This is a genomic window from Kitasatospora sp. NPDC032150 (assembly GCF_055579945.1).
Map to the genome: position 1 here is coordinate 413,286 of NZ_JBVIMH010000003.1, position 16,862 is coordinate 430,147.

The window sequence follows — 16,862 nt, forward strand, 5'->3', positions numbered from 1 at the left end:
ACCGGGGGGCCGATGGGCCCGTCACCCGGGCTGCGCCGCCGCCCGCCGGGCTCGACCGTGTACGGGCCCGACCGTGTACGGGCCCGACCGCGCACGCGCTCCGCCGCGGCGGCCCGGGCGCGGTCAGACCCGGCCGGGGGCCGGTCCGCCACCTGCGGGCTCGACGCGGACCACGATGGACTTCGTCGCCGGCGTGTTGCTGATCTCGGCCGTGGAGTCGAGCGGCACCAGCACGTTGACCTCCGGGTAGTAGGCGGCGGCGCAGCCGCGCGGGGCCGGGTAGCGGACGGCGCGGAAACCGCTCGCGCGGCGTTCGCCGTCGGGGTAGACGCTGACCAGGTCGACCAGGTCGCCGTCGTGCAGGCGGAGGTCGCGGAGGTCGTCCTCGTTGAGGAAGACGACGCGCCGGCCGCCCTTGATGCCGCGGTAGCGGTCGTCGAGCCCGTAGACGGTGGTGTTGAACTGGTCGTGCGAACGTACGGTGGTCAGCAGCAGGTGCCCCGGTGGGACTTGGACCGAGGTCGGCGGGTTGACGGTGAACCGGGCCCGGCCGGTGGGCGTGTCGAAGGTGCGGGAGTCGTGCGGACCGCGGGGGAGCATGAAACCGCCGGGTTGCCCGGCCCGTTGCTCGAAGGCGTGGAAGCCGGGGACGACGTGCTCGATGTGGCGGCGGATCACGGCGTAGTCGTCGCGCATGGCCCGCCAGCCGAGTTCGTCGCCGAAGAGTTCGTGTCCGAGGTCGGCGATGATCGCGACCTCGCTGCGCAGGTGCGGTGATCCGGGCAGCAGGCGGCCGCGGGAGGCGTGCACCATGGCCATGGTGTCCTCGACCGTGACGAACTGCTCACCGGAGGCCTGCCGGTCGCGTTCGGTGCGGCCGAGGCAGGGCAGGATCAGTGCCTCGGTGCCGTGGCACAGGTGGGACCGGTTCGGTTTGGTCGACACGTGGACGGTCAGGCCGCAGTTGGCCATCGCGGCCTCGGTGACCGCCGTGTCGGGGGTGGCCGAGACGAAGTTGCCGCCCAGGGCGAAGAACACGTCGATCCTGCCGTCGCGCATGGCCCGGATCGAGTCGACGGTGTCCAGGCCGTGCGCGCGGGGCGGATCGAAGCCGAACTCGTCGCGGAGCCGGTCCAGGAAGGTGTCGGGCATCTTCTCCCAGATGCCCATGGTCCGGTCGCCCTGGACGTTGCTGTGTCCTCGGATCGGTGCGGGACCGGCACCGGGACGTCCGATGTTGCCGCGCAGCAGGAGGAAGTTGACGATCTCGCGGATGGTGGCGACCGCGTTGCGGTGCTGGGTGATCCCCATCGCCCAGCAGACGACGATGCCATCGGCGTCCAGCACGTCGGCCGCGCAGTCCTCGATCCGGCGCCGGGACAGGCCGCTCATCGTTTCGAGTCGCCGCCAGTCCAGCGCGCGCCAGCCGGTCGCGGCTGCCTCGAAACCCTCGCAGTACCGGCCGATGAAGTCGTGGTCGAGGGTGCTGCCCGGCCGGGAGTCCTCCCGGTCGACCAGGACGCGGTTCAGCCCCGCGAACAGGGCGAGGTCGCCGTTGATCCGCACCGGGAGGTAGCGGTCGGCGAGCCTGGTGCCCGGCCCGGCCAGTCCGCGTACGGTCTGCGGGTTGCGGAAGCGGCCGAAGCCGGCCTCGGGGAGCGGGTTGGCGGCGATGATCCGCGCGCCGCGGCGCTTGGCCTGCTCCAGGGCGGTGAGCATCCGGGGGTGGCAGGTACCGGGGTTCTGGCCCACCATGATGATCAGATCGGCGTGGTCGGTGATGTCGGAGAGCGTCACCACGCCCTTCCCGATACCGATGGTCTCCGCCAGGGCCGCGCCGCTCGACTCGTGGCACATGTTGGAACAGTCCGGCAGGTTGTTGGTGCCGAGCCGGCGGGCCAGCAACTGGTAGAGGAAGGCGGCCTCGTTGCTGGTGCGGCCGCTGGTGTAGAAGACGGCACGGTTCGGGTCGGCCATGGCGCGCAGGCGGGCGGCGGTGAGCGCGAGTGCGTGCTCCCAGGAGACGGGTGCGTAGTGCGTCGCGCCCGGGGCGAGGTACATCGGCTCGGTCAGCCGGCCCTGTGACTCGAGCCAGTGGCCGTCCCGCTCGCGCAGTTCGGCGATCGAGTGCGCGGCGAAGAACCCGGCGCCGACGCGCTTCCGGGTCGCCTCCCAGGCGACGGCCTTCGCGCCGGTCTCGCAGAACTCGGCCCTCTTCCGGTGCTCCGGAGCGGGATCGGCCCAGGCGCAGCTCGGACAGTCGAACCCGGTCTCCTGGTTCAGCGCGAGCAGGGTCCGAAGGCTCCGCCCGGGGCCCATCTCCGTCAGCGAGTACCGCGCCGTCTCGGCGATGCTGTGGATCCCGACGCTTGACTTCCTGGGGCCCGAGGACTTCGGGCCCTCGCCGGACGGGGCGCCGCTCGCCGGCCCGGTCGGGACGGCCGGTTCGGCCGGTTCGGCCGGTTGCTCAGCCATGGCTGCCTCTTCGTCCGTTACGGGCCCATCGTAGTCGGGGGCGCAGCGGAGTGTGCCGCTCGATCGGCCGTCCGTGCGGGGGTGATGACCAGCGGCTGGTGGCCGCGGCGGACCAGGTGCTCGGCGGTCTGCAGAACACTGTGGGCGACGCCGTTGACCTCGGGCGGGAACGACTCGGTGACGATGGCGACTCGCATTCCCCTGTTGTTTCCGGGCGGAGCGAGCAGCCAGCCAAAGGGATCTTTCGTATGTGCGAACGGAATCCAGCTATTCGACCGGAGTCCGCTGGGCGGGGGAAGTCTGCTGGTCGACGGAGGCCTGCCGGTCGACCGGCGCCGAGCCGAGCGGGTCGGACGCGGCCCGCGCCCTCGGGAGGGCTGCCGCGGAGGGCCCGCTCCTGGCGCGATCGTACCGCCGACGGGCCGAGGGCGGCCGGACGCGGTGACCGGGGGAGGGCTGGGCCGCACAGCCGTCCTGCGGGGCGCCGGCATCGAGGTGGACGACTGACGGAGCCCAGATGTGCAACCGCTGAACGACTGCCGCCACCAAGGTCCGGACCCCGGGGCGCGTCGTCCGGCACCGTCGCGCGCGGCGGTGTGCCGACGGCCGCGGGCAGGAGCTGACCCGGTGCGACCGGGGCGGTGGCCGGCCCGGGCCGCCGGGTTCCCGGTGGTGCCCGAGGGGCGGGGCGACGGTGCTGTGGCAGGGCTTCCGGCGCAGGTCGGCGGGCTGCCGGCCGGCCGGTCGACACCGGGAACCATCGCGGTGCGGATGGCGTGTACATCGCGTGACAGCTACCGACACCGACCCGCGTCTGCGTGCCTGTCCACTGGGTACGTGGGAGACCGCGTTCGCACTTCCCCACCCCCGGCTGAGGCCCGGGGTGATCGGATACCGGGGCTTGAGACTCGCCTTCGACCGTCCGCGCCGCAGACTGGAGGCGCCCGTCGGGGCGGCGACGCTGCTACTCGCCTTCGAGGACCACCCCATCACCCTGACCCGACTCGGGCGCCAGCGGCCGCCCGTCACCCTCGTCTCCGTGCTGTCCGGTCTGTCCACGGGTCCGATGCTGGCCGTGCACGGCGGGCGGTTGTGCGGTGTCGAGGTCAACTTCGCGCCCTGGATGGCGTTCACGCTCTTCGGACTGGACCAGTACGAGCTCGCCGGGGGGCCCGTCGACCCGTTCGCCCTGCCCGGAGACCGGATCCGCGCCCTGACCGACGTGCTCGCCGAAGCCCCGGACTGGGAGGCGCGGTTCGAGCTGCTCGACAGCACCCTCCAGCGGTGGGCCCGCCGCGGCCCGTCGCCGGCGCCGCAGACCGTACGGGCCTGGGCCGAGCTGACCCGGACCGCGGGGACGGTGCCGGTGCCACGACTGGCCGATGAAGTCGGCTGGAGCGTAAGGAAGTTGGAGAACTGCTTTCGGGAGCAGATCGGGCAGCGGCCGAAGGCGGCCGCGCGCGTGCTGCGGATCCAGCGTGCGCGCCGACTGCTGGTCTCCGGCGAGCGGGCTTCGGTGGTCGCGGCGAGCTGCGGGTTCTACGACCAGGCCCATCTGTGCGGCGAGTTCAAGGCGATGACGGGCTGCACGGTGCGGACGTTCATGGCGGAGCGGGCCAGGGACCGCGGCGGCCCGCCGATGGTGGACCGGCTGCCCGGTGAGGTCACGAGCCTGGTCCTGGCTGGCTGAGGCCGGTGCCGGTGCCGGCGCCGGTGAGTGGCGCCGGTCAGTGGCGCCGGTCAGCGGCGCTGGTGAGCGGCGCCGATGAGTGGCGCTGAAGAGCGGTGCTTGGCGGTGCCGGGACGCGGCCGGCCACAACAGGCACCCGACGCCGAGGTGATGCAGCTGTTCGGATGCGATCAGTCCGCTTCCGTGCGTTTTCTTCCAAGACGGGGGAGCGGCCGGCGCGGCAGGCTGTCCTGCGGGGATTCACCCAGCACAGCGTCGTCATGAACGGGGGAGAGAGACGACATGTCCGTACCCAAGCGCACCCTGATCGCGACGGGCGTCGCGGCCATCAGCGCGGCCGCGCTCCTGATGGCACCGACAGCGGCCCAGGCCGCCGAGCACCAGGCGGCCCCGACGCACAAGACGGTGTACGTCACCGGCACCAACGTGCACCTGAGGGAGTACCCGCGGACCAACGCCACCATCCTCGCCACCGTCTCGCACCAGCACCTGTGGGACTGGTGCCAGACCAACCGGAACACCACGCCGGTGAAGAGCCCGAACGGCAGCACCAACAGGTGGTGGAGCAAGGTCACGCTGGTCGGTGGCAGCGACTTCGCGTACGTCAGCAACGTGTACCTGCAGAGCAGCGGTCAGAAGATCGCCGGCGTCCCGGACTGCTGAGGGAGGCCGACGATGTTCCGAACGGGTCGCACACTCGCCGTGGCGGCGGCCGCCGCCCTGCTGTCCGTGGTCGGCTTCGCAGGGGCGGCCGACGCGGCCACGCCGAGTGCCGCCGCGGCCGCCGCACCCGGGGCGGTGTCCCCGCGGGCCGCCTGTGCCTTCTACGACGGCCGCGCGCTGACCGTCTACGGGGACCACGGGCCTCGGGTCTCGCAGGTCCAGTGTCTGCTGGCGAACCGGAAGTACCTGCCGTGGAGCGGGGTCGACGGGAAGTTCGGCAAGACCACCCTCGCCGCCGTGAAGAAGTTCCAGGCCAAGAGCCATCTGGCCGCGACCGGCAGGGTCGAGGCCAGGACCTGGGCGGCGCTGTACCACTGACGCTCGCCGCCCGCGCCCGCTGAGCGGCGGCCGCGGGAGAGCACACGACGGGTCGGACCCCGGACGGGGCCCGGCCCGTCACGCGTCGGCGGGTGGCAGGGCGGCTTCGAGGAACGTCGGTGGTTCCGGTCGGGACGACCCCGGCGCCTGGGGCGCCTGCCGATGAGCGTGTCGGCGGGCCCGGCACCCGGTGGGGGTGGGACCACGGCGTGCGGGGGCTCAGGCCGTACGGCGGCGGAGGGTGGCCGCGCCGAGGGAAATGGGGCGGATGTGCCGGTGACGAAGGGGAGTTGATGTGGTGTTGAGTACGAGTTCGACAGGGCGACGGCAGGTGGTGCGGAGCCGTCGTCGGAGGGGGCGTTCGAGCTGCCTTCGCGGGTGCTGACGGCTCGGCAGATCGGGCGGGCCTACGCCGGTCCGGTCGGCCTGATCGGCGCGCTGGTTACGGCCGTGGTCGACGGGCAGCCGGTCGCGGTCCTCGGCTGTGCCGACGGAAACCTCCGGGCCTGGGACCTGCCCGCCGGGCCCCCGCCCGGAGATCCGCGCCCGGAACACGAAGGCGACTGCTTGGCGATCGACATCACGAGCCCCCGTTTCCGTACGAGAAGTAGGCACACCGATCCCGCGGCACACCACTGACACCGCGATCGGGGGCCTGCCGGCGTGGCTTCGGTTCGGCGGCGGTCCGGGCCTGCCCGGGGGTCGTCAGCCGGCGGGCTGCTCGGGGGCGCCCGGGCGGACGGCGGCAGCGGGGGCGGGGCCTGCCGGAACGGGTGCGCGGTGGCCGGCCGGGGCGTGGGGCAGTCGGCGGACGGCGCCGGAGAGCAGCGGGGCCACGGCTGCGACCAGGTAGACGACTCCGGCGGTGGTGGTCACCCGGAAGCCGCCGAACCTGTGGGCGAGCGGACCGACGCAGAGCTGGCCGATCGGAATCGCGACGTAGGAGAGCAGGTCGTCGTAGGAGGAGACCCGTGACAGCGCGTGCGGGGGAACGTGTTCCTGCAGCGAGGTGTCCCAGCTGACTGCGCCCACGGCGGAGCCGAGACCCGCGACGAAGGCGCCGGCGATCAGCCAGGGACTGTGCAGATGCGCCCCGAGCACCAGCAGCGGCAGGGCCCCGAGCGCGCTCATCAGCTGTCCGAACCGCAGCAGGTGCCTGACCACCAGCCGGTACATCAGGGAGCTCATCACCAGCAGGCCGAGTCCGCGGGCGCTGAGCACGAACCCCCAGGTCGCCTCGCCGCTGAGTTCCTTGGTGAGCTCCGGCCCCAGGATCTGCCAGGTTCCGGTCTGCACCATGTTGATCAGGCAGAAGGTCAGGGACACCACCCAGACCCAGCGGATGCGGCGGAACTCCGTCCAGCCGTCCCGGATGTCGGCCAGCACGGTGGTCTTCCGGGAGGTGTCCACCCGGCCGACCGGGGACAGGCGGGTGAGGCATCCGGCGGCGAGGAGGTAGGTCACCGCGTCGAAGGCGATGGCCGGGCCACTGCCGACGACCACCACGAGCACCCCCGACAGGCTCGGCCCGAAGATCTTCGTGGCGTTGCGCATCGACCCCAGCAGTGCGTTCGCCTGCTGGAGCCGCTCCCGGTCGACGAGTTGGGGGACGATGCCGCGCAGCGCCGGCGTGGTGAACGCGGCCAGCACACCGTTCAGGAACTCCAGCGCGGCCACCAGGGGGAGGGCGTAGCGGCCGGTCAGCAGCAGTGCCGCGACACCGCCCTGGGTGAGGGCCGAGCCCAGGTTCGCGGCCACCAGTACCGTGCGCCGTCCGAACCGGTCGGCCGTGGCACCGCCCACCAGGAGGAACGCGAGCAGCGGCACCATGTGGGCGGCGAGCACGATACCGAGGTCACCGGTACTGCCCGAGGCGTTGAGGACCGCGAAGGCCAGCGCGACCGGGGCCATCGACGTGCCGAGCAGGGACACCAGTTGGCCGGTGAAGAACCAGCGGAAGTCGGTCTGTCGCAGTAAGGAGAGGGGCACGGGCCGAAGTCTCCAGGGTTGCCGGGTGGACCGCCATCGATTTCGGCAGGGGAGACGAGCATGTCGCCGCCGCGGGCGGATCCGCCGCCCTCGTCGCGGTACCGGTCCGTCCCGAGTCCGTGCGGTACCCGATCCGCCCGGACTCCGTCGGCTGGGTCCCTGAGCGGCAATGCCGTTGCCTTGACGCGTGCTGGCCTCCGTCTTACAGGACGCCGAGGGAGACGGACACCCGACAGCACTGTCACTCGAATGGCGCAACATGACGTGCCACCCACATGAGTGAAGATCAAGCTGACTAGTGCCCCAACCGAGGCAATCCGTGAAAGGGGAACCAAATGCGCATTCGACGAATCCTCGCCGCCGTCATCGCCACGGCAGCCCTCGCCGGACTCGGCCTCACAGGCGCCGCCACCGCCACCGCCGCCACTGCACAGGGTGCACGATCCTACGTCACCCCTTCTCAGTGCGAGCAGGGCGGCGGAACGCCCGATCTGGCGGACAACCTCTGCAAGGGCGGTACGCACAACGGGGAGACGATCGACTAAACCCCACAAGGCGCCTCGCAGCCACGCGCCGCGGGGCGCTCCCGCGCGAGCGAAGCCGGGAGAGTCGCAGGGACTGTGCCGACCCGTCGGGGAACCGGCGCCTGCCCGCCTGGACGATGTGGCCGACCAACTCGCCCAGGGGTGCGCAGGCAGTGGGAGGCCGAGGCGCAGGTACGCCGCCTCAACGGCCCTTTCCCGCTGCCTGTCGAACCTGTACGCATGGATGGCCGGCCAACTGGCCCGAGACCACCCCGCGCTTCGCGCCCCCGCCGCCGATCCCCCAAAGTCCGGCCCCGGTGCCCAGGCACGCGCCCTGCTGGACCAGCGGCTGACGCTGCCCCTCCTCGACGGCCTGGACGAACTCCCCGTAGCCACGCGCGCCTGGCCCTGGACGCCATCAACCGGGTACTGCCGGCGAGACAGCCGCTGAAGCAACAGCATTGCCCCTGAGCGGCCCCGGACCCACCAGGCCGGATTTCCTCGCGGGAATCCTGTCGCGGAAGCGCGGCGGGCGATTGACTGTGGAGGGGGAGCGGTTCGGCAGAGGGGTGAGCGGGACGGAAGGGCATTCCGGTGTTTGATCTCCTGAAGGAGGGAGCGCGGTTTCGGCCGCGGCTCCTGCCCAAGTGGTCGCGCAGGCTCACGGCCGGCGGCTACGCGCTGGTCGCGGCGGCCGTGACGGCGGATTTCCTCACCGGGACCGGAGTCACCTTCGCCCCGATCCTCGCCGCCCTTCCGGTGCTCGCCGGAGTGGGCACCCGCCGGATGTCGGACCCGCTGGTGGCCGGGGTGGGCGCCGTCGTTGCCCTCGCCGCCCTGGCGCTCTACGACGTCGACGTGCCGACCGTCGTGATGCTGACCGCGGCCGTCACGGTGGCCGTGATCACCTTCTTCAGCTGCGCCAACGTGATGGTGGTGACGGCGCAGGAACGGGAGCTGGCCAGGGTCCGCACGGTCGCCGAGGCCGCGCAGCGGGCACTGCTGCGGCTGGTGCCCCGGCGGATGGGGCCGCTGGTGGTCGCGGTGCGCTATGTGGCGGCGGAGGCCGAGGCGAGGATCGGCGGGGATCTGTACGAGGTGATCCGGACCCCGTACGGCGTGCGGCTGCTCCTGGGCGACGTGTGCGGCAAGGGCCTGGCCGCGGTGGAGACCGCGGCCGACGTGCTCGGGGTGTTCCGTGAGGCCGCGCGGGCCGAGCCGGACCTGGCGGAGGTCGCCAAACGGCTGGACACGGCGCTGGCGCGCCGCCCGGTGAGCGAGGAGTTCGTCACGGCGGTGCTGGTCGGCATCCCCGACGCACCGGGTCCGGCCACCGTGGTCAACTGCGGGCACCCGCCGCCGCTGCTGTGCCACGACGGCGAGGTCAGCGAGGTGGATCCGCCCGTCGCGGCACCGCCACTCGCCCTGCTCGACCTGGTCGGCGGGGACTACTGCGCACGGTCGTTCACCTTCGAACACGGCGACCTCCTGCTGCTCTACACGGACGGCGTGGCCGAGGCCCGGGACGCGGCCGACCGGTTCTACCCGCTCGCCCAGCGCCTGGCCGTCCTGCCGCACGGAGAGCCGGAGGCCCTGCTGGACGAGCTGCTCGTGGACGTACGGGCGTACGTCGGTGCCGGACTGACCGACGACGCGGCCCTGCTCGCCATCCGCCGGGAGCGGTGAGCCGGCCCCGTCGCCCGGCATCCGCGTTCCGGCAGTACCGGACCGGTGCTGCCGTGTCGGGCGGTGCCGACCTGCGGCGGAGTCGAGGAGCCGACGGCTGCCGACGCCGGGAGCGCCGGGACAACCCGTTGGCCGCCCGTCACGGCCTGCCCCTGGAATCCGGTGCTCGTGATCAACGAGCGCAGGCCGGACCTGGTGGCAGACGCGCCTGGGCTCCACAGCAGTGCTCAACACCCTGCTCGGGCTGCTCAACGAGCGGGTGTTCCGGCGCGGTCGGACGGTGCTGGCGAGCCCGCTGCGGGTCTGCGTGGGTGCGGCCAACGAGCCGACGCGCGGCCGACCTGCTCGGCGACGGGCGTGGTGCGGCCGTGGACCATGCTGCGGGTCCGGCAGGTGGTGCCGTCCTTCGACGGCCGGCTGCTGCTGACGGTGGACGATGACGGCCTCGCCGTGCTCGACACCCTCGCCGCCAGGCCGACCGTGGTCTGGCGGGAGCCGGAGCGCGGCTCGCACATCGTCGGCGCCGTGGTCCGAACTCCGAACGCCTGTGCTGCGCTGGTCAGTTCAGCGGTCGGCCTGGAACGCCGACGCTGGATCCTGCCCGGGTGGGAGCAGCGCGACCGCCTGAAGATCCCGTCCGGCGCCGTCGCGAACCAGCGCGTCCTGCTCGCCTCCGGGCCGATGCTCTCCCTGCTTCCGAAGAGCGGGGCGCCGAGGCCGGAGGGCGTGGCGTCGACGCCGGTCTGGACGGGCAGCGGCGTCCGGGACCACAGGTGGAGCCCGGACGGCGGCCACCGGCTTCGGTCCATCACCAGCGACGGCGACCTGGGTGCACTGCTGCTCGCCCGGCCGGACGGCACGGCCGTGGTGGAAGCCGCGACCCGCCCGGCCGCCGAGCCGTCGCTGCGGGCGCTCTTCCGGGACGCCGACCCGGCCGGCCTCGGGGTCCGCCTGCACGGCGGGATCGCGACGTTCTTCCACCGCGACGGCCGGGTGGTGGCGGCCGTCGCCGACGGCAGCGCCGTCGTGGCCGGGCTGCGGACGGCCGTTGCGGCCTGAGTCGTGAGCACCGTTCCGGTCCCGGGGGCAACGACGGCGGGCGCACCCGTCATTCGTCCGGCGTCCGTTCACTGCGTCGCAGCGCCCAGGGGAGGAGGAACCACAGGACGGCGAACATCACCACGCTCACACCGGAGATGGCGGCGGCGGCCGCGCGACCGACGACCACGTCCATCAGCAGCAGGACCGCGCCGTTGAGCGCCAGCGCGAGGAAGCCGAGGCCGACCTCGGTGAAACGGGTGGACAGGTCGACGATGCGGCGCTTGACACCCTGGTGGAACAGGCCGCGGTGCAGTGCCACGGGTGTGGCCAGCAGCACGGCGGAAACGACGGTCAGCAGGAACGTCACGACGTAGACGGCCTGTTGGGTGCGGTCGAGTCCGGTGAAGCGCTCCGTGAACGCCATGCCGAGCAGGAAGGCGAAGAGGATCTGCACACCGGTCTGCACCACGCGCAGTTCCTGCAGGAGTTCGATGAGGTTGCGGTCGGCTCGCTGCTCCGGTGTCTCGGGGCGTGCCCCGGCAGGCTCCGGCGGCGTCTGCGGTGTCGGCATCCCCTTACTGTCCATCCCGCACCCGGCCGCGCGTCCGCGCCGCGCCGCACGGCCGTACCCGGGCCCCGGGCGCGGCGCGGGGCAGCCGGGCGTTGCCGGGGCGGCGGCCGTCCGGCAGGGGAGCGGTGCGAGCCGGTACGAGCCTGCGGCGCGGGCCGTGGCATGGGACCCTGTAAGAAACGTCCGTTGCACGGGCGGTCACCCGGCTGGCGGGTCCGCTGCCGATGGGCTGGGGCCGCGGTACCGGTGTGGCAGCTCCCCGTCCGGCCGCACAGCGGTGGGGCGGACCGGCAGCTCGGACACCCGCCGGTCCGCACGGTCGGCGGTGGACATCCGGCCGGGCAGCGGGGGCCCTGGCCAGCGAAGGAGGGTCTCATGCCGGGCGACGAGTTGATGGGCGACGAGGTGTACCAGCCCAACGGCTCCGAAGTACAGGACGACATCGGGCCTCTGGAGCCGGAGGACACCCTGGAGGACCGGGGTCTGGAGTCGGCACTCGACGAAGGCTACGCCCCGCCGGAGCGCCCGCTCGCCGTGGAGCGCCACGGGACCACCGCGTCCGAGCAGCACGACCGTGAGAGCCTCGAAAAGCGGCTGGCGGCGGAGCTGCCCGAGGTCACGGCACCCGATGGCAACGGGATCGGCGACACCTCCGACACCGACCCGGAGCCGATCGATCCGGAGGCGGGTGACCGACGGAGCGGGAGGCTGGTCGCGGCCACGGACGCGCGCAGCGACATGATCGCGGAGGACGTCGGCATCTCCGGTGGCGCGGCGACGGCCGAGGAGGCCGCCATGCACACCACCGACGACCCGGAGGCACTCGACTGGTGAGCGCTCCGCCCCAGGGCGGGAGTCCGTACGGCCGGGGTCGGGCATGCCATGTTCTGTTTCCCTGCTCACGACGGCCTCGTGACGGCGGGGCCGTCTCGCTGTACCGCCGAATGCGACCGGCGCTACCGTTCTGAGTGTCCAGGTCAGAACGGAGTCAGTATGCCTGATCCAACCGACGAGCACATCGGCGCGCGCATTGCGCGAACTCGGAAGCAACGCGGCCTGACTCAACAAGGTCTCGCCATGCGCGCCAATATCTCGAAGTCCCTGCTCTCCAAAGTCGAGTGCGGGCAGAGACCGGCGTCGCAATCCCTGGTCGCCGCGTGCGCACGCGCGCTGAGCGTCGGCACGTCCGAACTGCTTGGTCAGCCATACACCGACGAGTTGCGCCGTGACCATCTCGACAACCTGATCCAACCGATCCGGGTCGCGATGGAGAACTGGGACATCCCCATCGGCTGGGAAGTCACGCCACGCCCTGTCGAGCTGATCAGATCGGACGTGCAACGCATTCTCGTGCAGCGCCGTCAGGCCGACTACCTACCCATGGCCCGTGATCTTCCGGGGCTGGTCGAGGAATTGATCCACGCCATCCACACGACGACGGGAGAGCAGCAGAGACAGGCCTACGAGTGCCTCGGCGGCGCATTCCGCTGCGTCTTCACGCTCGCATGGAACTTCGGCTATATCGACCTTGCCACAGTGACATTGGATCGCATCGCGCTGACGGCGCCTCACGCGGACGAACCGGGACTCGCGGCGATGCACGCCTACCTGCGGGCGCAGACCGTCCTTTCCTCCGGCCGCTACGACGCCGGCCTGCTCGTGATCGATCGGGCGCTGCGCGAACTGAACGGACAGGACGCACGCCGCCCGGCGGGAATCGCGGCCCTTCAAGGCAGCCTCCAGCTGAGGGCTGCCGTGGTGGCTGGACGAGCCAAGGACACCGACCATGCGGGCGCTCGCCTCGCAGAGGCTCATGCGCTTGCGCGGGTAACCGGTGATCTCCCCGCCTACGGGCTCACGTGGGGAATGCCGAATGTCGGCGTGCACGCGGTGGCCATCGCGTGTGAGCTCGGCGACTGGAACCGTGCGATTCAGCTCGCCAAGGACGTACGTATTCCACGCGGCTGGTCGCGCTCACGCGCCGGTCACCACTGGATGGACCTTGGCAGGGCGTATCTGTGGGCGGGTCGCCCGGAGCAAGCCCTTGACTGCCTGCTCCGGGCACGGCGGATCGCACCCCAGCAGACCCGTTACCACCCGACGGTCCGGGAGACGGTCCTCGCGCTGAAGCGCCGGGAGCGGGTCCGTACCGGGTCACTGGCCCAGTACGCGGACTGGGTCGGCGTCTAACACACCCAGAGCGCGGGGAGTTGCACAGTTCGGTGCAACTCCCGGTTTCTGCATGTCGGCACGATTCCAGTTGGAAGACCCCGGCAGCGCCCGGGGCGTCCAACTGGAGAAAGCAGGCTGACATGCGTGACCTTAGCGACCTTCCGCGCGCGGAAGCGATCGCGGTGCCGAAACGGCTTGATCGGCTGCCTGCTGTGGCGGCTGAGCGCTCGGCGTGGCTGCCGCGACACCGGAAGTCGGGAGGCGTGGCGCGCCGGTTGCTGCGCGGGTTCCTTGCGGACATGAGCGATGGGGAACTGTACGTCGCTGTCGGCGAGTTGGTGTTGACCGAGCTGGTAAACAACGCCGTGCAGCACGGGCGCACGCCCCCCGGTCGGTTGATCTTCGTGCGGTTCGAGTTGTCGCCGGGGGCGTTGCGGGTCGAGGTTCACGACGCGAGCAGCGACCGGCCGACCGTGCACCGGGCGGGTGTGGATGATGAGTGCGGCCGGGGGCTGTGGCTGGTCGATCAGCTGTCGGTGCGGTGGGGTTGCTGTCCGCGTGCGGGCGGGGTCGGCAAAGCGGTGTGGTCGGTCGTCGGCCCGGCGACCGGGGTTGACCGGTGACGGCGCGGTCGAGGACCGGGCGTCCGCGTCTGGCGGGTGTGTACTGCCGGGGACAGGTCGGTTGGGAGTCGGCGCGAGTGTTCGCGGGTGCGAGAGACGGCCGAACGGTAGTCGTCCGGCACCCGGTGCGGGCGGGTGAGGCGCTGCCATCCCCGGCCAGGGCGGAGCAGCAGGAGATCAGCGGTGTGTCGAGGATGGGTGAGTCATGACGGACATGGAGAGCGCCGGCACGACGCAGGAAGCGGGGACGGAGTTCCCGCACCCGGTCCTGGTCGAGATCAAGGGCCTGACGCGGACGGCCACGTTCACCCGGCTCGCCGACGCGGTCGCGGCGGTGCGGACCACCCTCGCCGCGCTGTCGCTGGACGACGCCCACGCCGCCTACCTCGCCGAGCAGTTCGCTCCGGAAGCGGTCGACCGCATCGGCCACCAGCTGGCCAAGATCGGCGTGGTGCGGTCCATCGCGTTCGTCGGGATCGATGCCCACCCGATCTACATCCGCCCGGCGGCGAAGCGATGAGGCAGGGGCAGGGGTGGCCGCGTCGCCCGGTTCCACTGTGGGACTGTCGAGGCGCGGTGGGTTGCGGCCCCGTGGCCCCATTGGCGTGCCCACCTCGGGGAGACTGCCGTCGCTCGTGGTAGCGAGGGGTTGGCCGGGCGCGACCGCGCTGCCGGGGACGCCCTCGCCCGCCGTGCGGGACATTCGATGCCGTCGGCGCGAATATGGGTACAACGAGGCCGTCGCGGGCGCACCTCGTCGGCTGGAGGCAAGGTGATCGCGGTGGTGAGCACGTCGTCCGCACCCTCCCGGTCCGGGACCGCCGGGGTGCAAACGCCTGTTGACGGCGACCTCGGTGCGCTGGCGTCGGTCCTGCGGTCGGGTGCCACCCGGCTCGGCGCGCACATCGGCGGACTGTACCTGCTCTCGGACGACCTGCAGGTGCTGCAACTGGAGCTCACGCTGGGCGCGGGACGGCAGTTCGTCCGGCCCTGGGTGCGCATCGGCCTGGCCGCGCCGGTCCCGGTGGCCGACGCGGCGCGCGACGGCCGCCTGGTCTGGGTCGGCGGCGCGGCGGAGCTGGCGCGGCGCTATCCGCGGGTCGCGGTGAGCATGCCCTATGCCTTCTGCCTCGCGGCCATCCCGCTCGCCGCGGGGCAGCGCCGCTACGGCGCGGTGTTCCTGATGTGGCCCGCCGGCCATCCCGCCGAGCTGCCGGCCTGGGAGCACGACGGGCTGATGGAACTCGCCGAGGACCTGGTCGGCGTGCTGGAACGGGCGGACGGCGCTGGCCGGCCGGTCAGGCCCGGCCCGCGGCCGATGGCGGTGAGCACCGAACGGAGCAGCGGGGTCACCGCGATGATCTCCCGGCTGCCCGACGGCATCTGCGCCATCGACCAGCGCGGTGTGCTGACCATCGTCACCGAGCGGGCCGTCGAGTTGCTGGGGGAGCCCGCCGACCGGCTGCTGGGCGCCCGGCCCTGGACGGTGCTGCCCTGGCTCCGCGACCCGGTGTACGAGACCCGGTACCTGGCGGCGGTGATGAGCGGGCAGCCCATGTCGTTCGTGGCGCTGCGGCCGCCGGACCGGTGGCTGTGCTTCCAGCTCTACCCGGACGTGTCCGGGCTCACCGTCCGCGTCACCGACGCCGAGGTCGTCCAGCAGGACCTGCCGGACGCGGAGGTGGTCGCCGGACCCGCCGTACCCACCCGGGCCGGGGTGCTGTACCACATCCTGCACCTCGCTGGCGCGCTGACCGAGGCGGTGAGCGTGCAGGACGTGGTGAGCATGGTCTCCGAACAGATCGTGCCGGCCTTCGGCGCCCAGGCGGTGGCCGTGCTGATGACGGAGAGCGGCCGGCTGCGCATCGTCGGCCACCGGGGTTATCCACCGGGCCTGGTCGATCAGTTCGACGCCACCCCGCTGACCGCCGCCACGCCGGGAGTGCAGGCGCTGACCGACCCGGCGCCGGCCTTCTACGAGAACCGGGCGCAGCTGGAACGGCTCTACCCGGGCCGCCGGGAGACCCAGGACACCATGGCCGCCTGGGCCTATCTGCCGCTGGTGGTCTCCGGCCGGCTGATCGGCACCTGCGTACTGGCGTTCGCCGAACCGCACTCCTTCACCGTGGACGAACGCGCCGTGCTCACCGCGCTCGGCGGCCTGATCGCGCAGGCCCTGGACCGCGCCCGGCTGTACGACACCAAACTCCGCCTCGCCCAGGGACTCCAGGCGAGCCTCCTGCCGCACGCCCTGCCGGTCATTCCCGGCCTGGAGAGCGCGGCCCGCTACCTCGCGTGCACCGACGGCATGGACATCGGCGGCGACTTCTACGACCTCATCCGCATCGACGCGGACACCGCGGCGATCGTCATCGGCGACGTGGAGGGCCACAACGTCAACGCCGCCGCCCTGATGGGGCAGATCCGGACCGCCGTGCACGCCTTCGCGACGGCCGACGCCGATCCGCGCACCGTGCTCGCCCGCACCAACCGGCTGCTCTTCGAACTAGGGACCACGCTGCTGGCCACCTGCGCCTACCTGAGGGTCGACCTGTCCCAGCGGCAGGTCTGGCTGGCGAACGCCGGACATCCCCCGCCCCTGCTGCGCGCTCCGGACGGCCGGGCGCGGGTGCTGGATCCGCGAGGCGGTCTGGTGCTGAACGTCGAGCCCTCCGCCGACTACCCGCTGACCCGGATCGGCCTGCCGGTGGGCACCACGCTGGCCCTGTTCACCGACGGCCTGGTGGAGAAGCCCGGTGCCGACATGGACCGGATGTTGCACGGCCTGACCGCGACCTTCGCCCGCTGCGGGGACGAACCGCTCGAACGGGTGGCCGACGAGCTGATCGGCCACGCCGGGCAGGCCGGGCACCGCACGGACGACGTGGCACTGCTGCTGGTCCGGTCCGTCGCCCGTTGAACCGGCCTGTCGTGCCGAAAGGGGGGCAGGCCGAAGGGGCCCGGTGCGTGTGCACCGGGCCCCCTTCGGGTCACTGGAGCCTGTGGGTCGGCTTAGTACCAGTGGTGGGCGGCCCACCAGGACCAGGCGG

Annotated in this window: 16 protein-coding genes and 1 pseudogene; 13 read left to right on the plus strand and 4 right to left on the minus strand. The window is 72.3% G+C overall.

The window, feature by feature from the left end:
* Positions 1 to 123: 123 nt before the first annotated feature.
* Together ACZ5ON_RS06095 and ACZ5ON_RS06100 are read right to left on the minus strand one after the other, a co-directional pair.
* Positions 124 to 2,475, minus strand: a complete 2,352-nt coding sequence (locus ACZ5ON_RS06095; RefSeq protein ID WP_465586076.1) for an FdhF/YdeP family oxidoreductase — start codon at positions 2,473 to 2,475, stop codon at positions 124 to 126.
* Positions 2,476 to 2,513: 38 nt separating this feature from the next.
* Positions 2,514 to 2,672, minus strand: a pseudogene (locus tag ACZ5ON_RS06100) (glycosyltransferase family 1 protein); the annotation flags it as partial.
* Between the two features lie 590 nt (positions 2,673 to 3,262).
* Between ACZ5ON_RS06100 and ACZ5ON_RS06105 the strand changes: the two are divergent.
* The 3 genes from ACZ5ON_RS06105 (at position 3,263) to ACZ5ON_RS06115 (ending at position 5,206) form a co-directional block, all read left to right on the plus strand.
* Positions 3,263 to 4,165 (plus strand): helix-turn-helix domain-containing protein, encoded by a 903-nt coding sequence (locus ACZ5ON_RS06105; protein ID WP_465586078.1) that lies wholly within the window; start codon positions 3,263 to 3,265, stop codon positions 4,163 to 4,165.
* A gap of 282 nt (positions 4,166 to 4,447) precedes the next feature.
* Positions 4,448 to 4,828, plus strand: a complete 381-nt coding sequence (locus tag ACZ5ON_RS06110; protein WP_465586080.1) for a peptidase M23 — start codon at positions 4,448 to 4,450, stop codon at positions 4,826 to 4,828.
* Between the two features lie 12 nt (positions 4,829 to 4,840).
* Positions 4,841 to 5,206 carry a peptidoglycan-binding domain-containing protein gene (locus ACZ5ON_RS06115; RefSeq protein WP_465586082.1) on the plus strand — a complete coding sequence of 122 codons (366 nt, stop codon included), beginning with the start codon at positions 4,841 to 4,843 and terminating at the stop codon, positions 5,204 to 5,206.
* Positions 5,207 to 5,911: 705 nt separating this feature from the next.
* Here ACZ5ON_RS06115 and ACZ5ON_RS06120 read toward each other — a convergent pair.
* On the minus strand, positions 5,912 to 7,195 hold the full coding sequence (locus ACZ5ON_RS06120; RefSeq protein WP_465586084.1) for an MFS transporter: 1,284 nt from the start codon (positions 7,193 to 7,195) through the stop codon (positions 5,912 to 5,914).
* Between the two features lie 335 nt (positions 7,196 to 7,530).
* Here ACZ5ON_RS06120 and ACZ5ON_RS06125 point away from each other — a divergent pair, with 335 nt between their 5' ends.
* The 5 genes from ACZ5ON_RS06125 (at position 7,531) to ACZ5ON_RS06145 (ending at position 10,464) form a co-directional block, all read left to right on the plus strand.
* The gene (locus tag ACZ5ON_RS06125; RefSeq protein ID WP_465586086.1) at positions 7,531 to 7,740 is read left to right on the plus strand and encodes a hypothetical protein; all 210 of its coding nucleotides are present in this window, start codon (positions 7,531 to 7,533) and stop codon (positions 7,738 to 7,740) included.
* A 223-nt stretch (positions 7,741 to 7,963) separates the two neighbouring features.
* Positions 7,964 to 8,170 (plus strand): hypothetical protein, encoded by a 207-nt coding sequence (locus ACZ5ON_RS06130; protein WP_465586088.1) that lies wholly within the window; start codon positions 7,964 to 7,966, stop codon positions 8,168 to 8,170.
* A 143-nt stretch (positions 8,171 to 8,313) separates the two neighbouring features.
* Complete coding sequence (locus tag ACZ5ON_RS06135) at positions 8,314 to 9,405, plus strand: PP2C family protein-serine/threonine phosphatase (RefSeq protein WP_465586090.1); 1,092 nt, start codon at positions 8,314 to 8,316, stop codon at positions 9,403 to 9,405.
* A 223-nt stretch (positions 9,406 to 9,628) separates the two neighbouring features.
* Positions 9,629 to 9,832 (plus strand): hypothetical protein, encoded by a 204-nt coding sequence (locus tag ACZ5ON_RS06140; protein ID WP_465586093.1) that lies wholly within the window; start codon positions 9,629 to 9,631, stop codon positions 9,830 to 9,832.
* The gene (locus ACZ5ON_RS06145; protein ID WP_465586133.1) at positions 9,763 to 10,464 is read left to right on the plus strand and encodes a hypothetical protein; all 702 of its coding nucleotides are present in this window, start codon (positions 9,763 to 9,765) and stop codon (positions 10,462 to 10,464) included. The genes ACZ5ON_RS06140 and ACZ5ON_RS06145 overlap by 70 nt, the downstream gene beginning before the upstream one ends.
* Before the next feature lie 49 nt (positions 10,465 to 10,513).
* Here ACZ5ON_RS06145 and ACZ5ON_RS06150 read toward each other — a convergent pair whose 3' ends face one another.
* On the minus strand, positions 10,514 to 11,017 hold the full coding sequence (locus ACZ5ON_RS06150; RefSeq protein ID WP_465586095.1) for a DUF6328 family protein: 504 nt from the start codon (positions 11,015 to 11,017) through the stop codon (positions 10,514 to 10,516).
* Positions 11,018 to 11,392: 375 nt separating this feature from the next.
* Here ACZ5ON_RS06150 and ACZ5ON_RS06155 point away from each other — a divergent pair, with 375 nt between their 5' ends.
* The 5 genes from ACZ5ON_RS06155 to ACZ5ON_RS06175 all read left to right on the plus strand — a co-directional run bounded on the left by ACZ5ON_RS06155 (position 11,393) and on the right by ACZ5ON_RS06175 (position 16,732).
* Positions 11,393 to 11,851 carry a DUF5709 domain-containing protein gene (locus tag ACZ5ON_RS06155; RefSeq protein WP_465586098.1) on the plus strand — a complete coding sequence of 153 codons (459 nt, stop codon included), beginning with the start codon at positions 11,393 to 11,395 and terminating at the stop codon, positions 11,849 to 11,851.
* Positions 11,852 to 12,010: 159 nt separating this feature from the next.
* Complete coding sequence (locus tag ACZ5ON_RS06160) at positions 12,011 to 13,207, plus strand: helix-turn-helix domain-containing protein (protein ID WP_465586100.1); 1,197 nt, start codon at positions 12,011 to 12,013, stop codon at positions 13,205 to 13,207.
* Between the two features lie 122 nt (positions 13,208 to 13,329).
* On the plus strand, positions 13,330 to 13,812 hold the full coding sequence (locus ACZ5ON_RS06165) for an ATP-binding protein (protein ID WP_465586102.1): 483 nt from the start codon (positions 13,330 to 13,332) through the stop codon (positions 13,810 to 13,812).
* 205 nt (positions 13,813 to 14,017) lie between these two features.
* Positions 14,018 to 14,332 (plus strand): hypothetical protein, encoded by a 315-nt coding sequence (locus tag ACZ5ON_RS06170; protein WP_465586104.1) that lies wholly within the window; start codon positions 14,018 to 14,020, stop codon positions 14,330 to 14,332.
* A 306-nt stretch (positions 14,333 to 14,638) separates the two neighbouring features.
* On the plus strand, positions 14,639 to 16,732 hold the full coding sequence (locus ACZ5ON_RS06175) for a PP2C family protein-serine/threonine phosphatase (RefSeq protein ID WP_465586106.1): 2,094 nt from the start codon (positions 14,639 to 14,641) through the stop codon (positions 16,730 to 16,732).
* Positions 16,733 to 16,862 lie beyond the last annotated feature (130 nt).